At 73.6% G+C, this 3,590-nt stretch carries 7 protein-coding genes; 6 read left to right on the forward strand and 1 reads right to left on the reverse strand.

Translation table 11 applies throughout. From position 1 onward, the window contains the following. Nucleotides 1-638: hypothetical protein (locus tag ACWGI8_RS41555; protein WP_453668640.1), on the reverse strand; the 638-nt coding region annotated here is incomplete at its 3' end. A 118-nt stretch (nucleotides 639-756) separates the two neighbouring features. Here ACWGI8_RS41555 and ACWGI8_RS41560 point away from each other — a divergent pair. The 6 genes from ACWGI8_RS41560 to ACWGI8_RS41585 all read left to right on the forward strand — a co-directional run bounded on the left by ACWGI8_RS41560 (nucleotide 757) and on the right by ACWGI8_RS41585 (nucleotide 3,543). Continuing rightward, nucleotides 757-1,209 (forward strand): Asp23/Gls24 family envelope stress response protein, encoded by a 453-nt coding sequence (locus tag ACWGI8_RS41560; protein ID WP_453668641.1) that lies wholly within the window; start codon nucleotides 757-759, stop codon nucleotides 1,207-1,209. Between the two features lie 25 nt (nucleotides 1,210-1,234). Next, nucleotides 1,235-1,426, forward strand: a complete 192-nt coding sequence (locus ACWGI8_RS41565) for a hypothetical protein (RefSeq protein ID WP_453668642.1) — start codon at nucleotides 1,235-1,237, stop codon at nucleotides 1,424-1,426. A gap of 6 nt (nucleotides 1,427-1,432) precedes the next feature. Continuing rightward, a complete protein-coding gene (locus ACWGI8_RS41570; protein ID WP_453668643.1) occupies nucleotides 1,433-1,804 on the forward strand; it encodes a hypothetical protein in 372 nt (123 codons plus the stop codon). Continuing rightward, entirely contained in the window at nucleotides 1,801-2,460 is a 660-nt protein-coding gene (locus ACWGI8_RS41575; RefSeq protein WP_453668644.1) for a DUF6286 domain-containing protein, read from the forward strand. The genes ACWGI8_RS41570 and ACWGI8_RS41575 overlap by 4 nt, the downstream gene beginning before the upstream one ends. 5 nt (nucleotides 2,461-2,465) lie before the next feature. After that, on the forward strand, nucleotides 2,466-3,044 hold the full coding sequence (gene amaP, locus ACWGI8_RS41580; RefSeq protein ID WP_453668646.1) for an alkaline shock response membrane anchor protein AmaP: 579 nt from the start codon (nucleotides 2,466-2,468) through the stop codon (nucleotides 3,042-3,044). A gap of 307 nt (nucleotides 3,045-3,351) precedes the next feature. Further along, complete coding sequence (locus ACWGI8_RS41585) at nucleotides 3,352-3,543, forward strand: DUF6381 family protein (protein WP_453668645.1); 192 nt, start codon at nucleotides 3,352-3,354, stop codon at nucleotides 3,541-3,543. Nucleotides 3,544-3,590 lie beyond the last annotated feature (47 nt).

Consider the following 3,590-nt stretch of genomic DNA (forward strand, 5'->3'; position numbering starts at 1 on the left):
GCCAGGGCCACCGCCAACGGGCGGTGGCCCGGTGCCGTCGCACATTCGACGCGGACGTAGGACTCCTCGATCCGGACCGGCACGCCCAGCGTGTCCGTGAGGTGAGCGACGCCCCGCACCGCGGCCGCCGTGCTGCCCACCTCGCCCTGCGGCGAGGCGGCCGCCGTGCTGCCCACCTCGCCCTGCGGCGATACGGGGCTCACCCCGGACGGGCGAGGCGTCGCGCTCGGCTCCGGTGCGGTGTCCAGCAGCTCCGTCACCCGCAGATCGATCTCCGTGACCGCGAGATCCAGCCGCTCCACGGAGGCGGTGAGGAGGGCGGCGCGGAGCCGTTCCGCGAGCGCCGGAAGGGGTTCGTCACCGGCCGCCGCGAACTCCGCCTCGATACGGAGAGGGCCGGGCGGTAGCGCGCCCGGCGGGGGCGGGACGGCAGGCGTCCCGGCCGCCGCGGGGTCGGCGAGCGCGATCCGCAGGCGCCCCGGCACCACCCCGCGCACCTCCTGAGCCACCGCATGCAGCACCGTGTCCGCGGCCCGTTCCGCCAGCCAGGCGCCGTCCGCCGCGCCGCCGAGGGGAAGCAGCCTGCCCAGGCCCAGCCGGGCCCGTACCGCCCCGGCCCATCCATGCGCCGTCGTCATCGCTCCCGCCTCGCCACTGCTCCATCCTGCTGCGTCCCCGGCGCGATACCGGGTAACCACACCTAGTGTGGTCAACAAGGTCCGGAGTTCACCACCGCCCGGAAAGGGACGATTGGCGATGACCGACACTGACGTCAATGTCACCAAGGAGCCGTCCGGCCCCGTCAGGCGGGGCGGCGGCGATCCGGCCACCCGGGGCCGCACCACGATCGCCGACGGTGTGGTCGAGAAGATCGCCGCGCTCGCGGCCCGGGATGTCGTCGGCGTCCACGCCATGGGAAGCGGAGCCTCCCGTACCTTCGGCGCGGTGCGCGACCGGGTGCCCGGCGGCAAACCGTCCGTCACCCGTGGGGTGAGCGCCGAGGTCGGCGAGAAGCAGACCGCGCTCGACCTCGAAATCGTCGTCGACTACGGCGTCTCGATCGGGGATGTCGCCCGCGCCGTCCGGGAGAACGTCATCTCCGCGGTCGAGCGGATGGCCGGTCTCGAGGTCGTCGAGGTCAATATCGCGGTCGGCGATGTGAAACTGCCGGAAGAGGAAGACGAAGAGCCCGAGCCGCGGATCCAGTAGACGGAGCTCGGGAGAGGAGCTCACGATGAGCATGGCGGTGGCCGGCCTGCTGGCCGGCATGGCACTGGGCTTCGCCGGATACTTCGGTGGCTTCGGGGCCTTTCTGCTGGTGGCCGCGCTGGGGGCGGTCGGGTTCGTGGCCGGGCGGTTCCTGGACGGCGACCTCGACCCGGGTGAGTTCTTCCGCGGCCGCTCGCACGGTGACCGGCGGAGGTGACACGCCGTGGCCGCGGACTCCACCGGGCTCCGGGCGACGACGGGAATCGCGGCGGCCGAGCGGGGAGCGACCACCATCGCCGACCGGGTCGTCGCGAAGATCGCCGCGCAGGCGGCGCGCGAGGCCCTCGGCCATGTACCGGAGGGTGGCTCGGCCCCGCACGCCGCGGTCACGGTGCACCATGACCGCGCCCGGGTACGGATCAGCCTCGAACTCGACTATCCCTCCGACATCGGCGGGCAGTGCGGAGCAGTGCGTCGGCACGTCGCGCAGCGGGTAGAGGCGTTGGCGGGGATGGAGGTGCCCGAAGTCACGGTGGAGGTCGAGCGGCTGCACTCCGTCCATACGCGTCGGGCGGCCCAGGGGAGGCTCCGATGAGCGAACCGGTCAAGGAGAGCGAACCGGTCGAGGAAAGGGAACTGGACCAGTCGGCCTCCGCCGCCGCGTACCGGCCGGTGCCGACGGCCGGACAGGACGACGGCGGCCGTCCCGGACGGTTCTGGTCCAAGCGGCGGATCCCGGCCGCGCTGCTCGCGGTGGTGCTGACCGGCGGCGCGGGGCTGCTGCTGTTCGACGTGGCTTCGGTACGGGCCGGCCGGCCCGGGATGCAGTGGCGGCGTTCGCTCGCCGGTCAGTTGGAGCAGCGCCCGCTGGACGACATCTGGGTGGTGGTGGGCGCGGGCGTCGCCGTGGCGCTCGGGGTGTGGCTGATCGTGCTCGCCACGACGCCGGGGCTGCGGGGCCTGCTCCCGATGCGCCGTGACGCGGCCGGCTCGGGTGTCCGGGCCGGGCTGTACCGGGAGGCGGCGGCGCTGGTACTGCGCGACCGGGCGATGGACGTGTCCGGGGTGCAGTCCGTACGGGTACGGATGGGGCGCTCCCGGGTCACGGTCCGTGCGGTGTCCCATTTCCGTGAACTCGACGACGTGCGCGCCGACTTGGACACCGTGCTCGCCGTCGGGATCCGCGAGCTGGGGCTGGTGCGTGCGCCGGCCCTGTCCGTGCATGTGCGACGGCCTCCGAAGAAGGGGTGAGCGGGATGCTCGGGGTGGTCAACCGCGTACTGCTGGGGCTCGCCGGGCTGGTGCTGGTGGCGGCCGGGGGAGCGGCGCTGGCCGCCGGCCTCGGCCTGGAGGTGCCCTCCTGGTGGCCCTGGAACGGGCCCGACGACGTCCTGCTCAGCGCCGGCGACCGGGGGAGGTGGCGGGACGAGGTCTGGTGGTGGCCCGCGGTCGTCGCGGCGCTCTTGATCGTCGTGGTACTCGCGCTCTGGTGGCTCTTCGCACAGTTCCGCCGCTCCCGGCTGGCCGAGGTCCTGGTCGAGAGCGGTGACGGAGAGGGCGCGCTGCTGCGGGGCCGCGCCCTGGAGTCCGTCCTCGCCGGCGAAGCCGAGCATCTGGAAGGCGTGGCCCGCGCCCAGGTCGCCCTGCACGGCCGCCGCACGGCCCCGGCGGCCCGGGTCCGTCTCCTCCTGGAGCCCCACGCCTCCCCGTGCGAAACCCTGGAGCGGCTCTCGTCGGAGGCGCTGACCCACGCCCGCGAGTCGGCGGGCCTGGCGACGCTTCCCGCGGAGGTCCGCCTCCGCGCCGAGAAACACCGTGCGCAACGCGTGACGTGACGGAGGTCTGGAGCGGCGGCGTGATGCGACGGGGCCTTGAGCGGGGGCCTTGGGCGAGCGGCGTGACGTGACGGGGGCCTGGAGCGCCGGCTTCGCGCACCGCGTACGGGCATCTCCCGACCATGGGGGCGGTCGGGCCCGGGGGCCGGCAAGGCCGGTTCCTCGTGGCGTGGTCACGTCGTGGCCTGGTCCCGGCGGACCCGCTTCGACCTGCGGAGATCGAGGTCGGCGAGCGCTCGGGATGCGAGGCCGCGAAGGCGCTGGTTCGCTGATGGTGCCCGCTCATACAGACGCCCGAGGAGTGACCATGAGCGTTTCGGACGAATCCCGCGGACGCATCCGGCAGATGCGTCAGAAGGCGGAGGAACTGGACCAGGCCGCGGAGAGGGTGAGCGACCCTGAGGAGCGTCAGCGGCTCAAGGACAAGGCCCGCAAGCTGAAGGAGCAGAGCGAGCAGGAGAGCGCCATGGGTTCGGGGGACATCTACCCCATGGAGTGACCCCTGCCCCCCGTCATCGGCCGGTGCCGCTCGCGACGATCCAGGCG

The sequence above is a fragment of the Streptomyces sp. NPDC054841 genome (assembly GCF_053611045.1).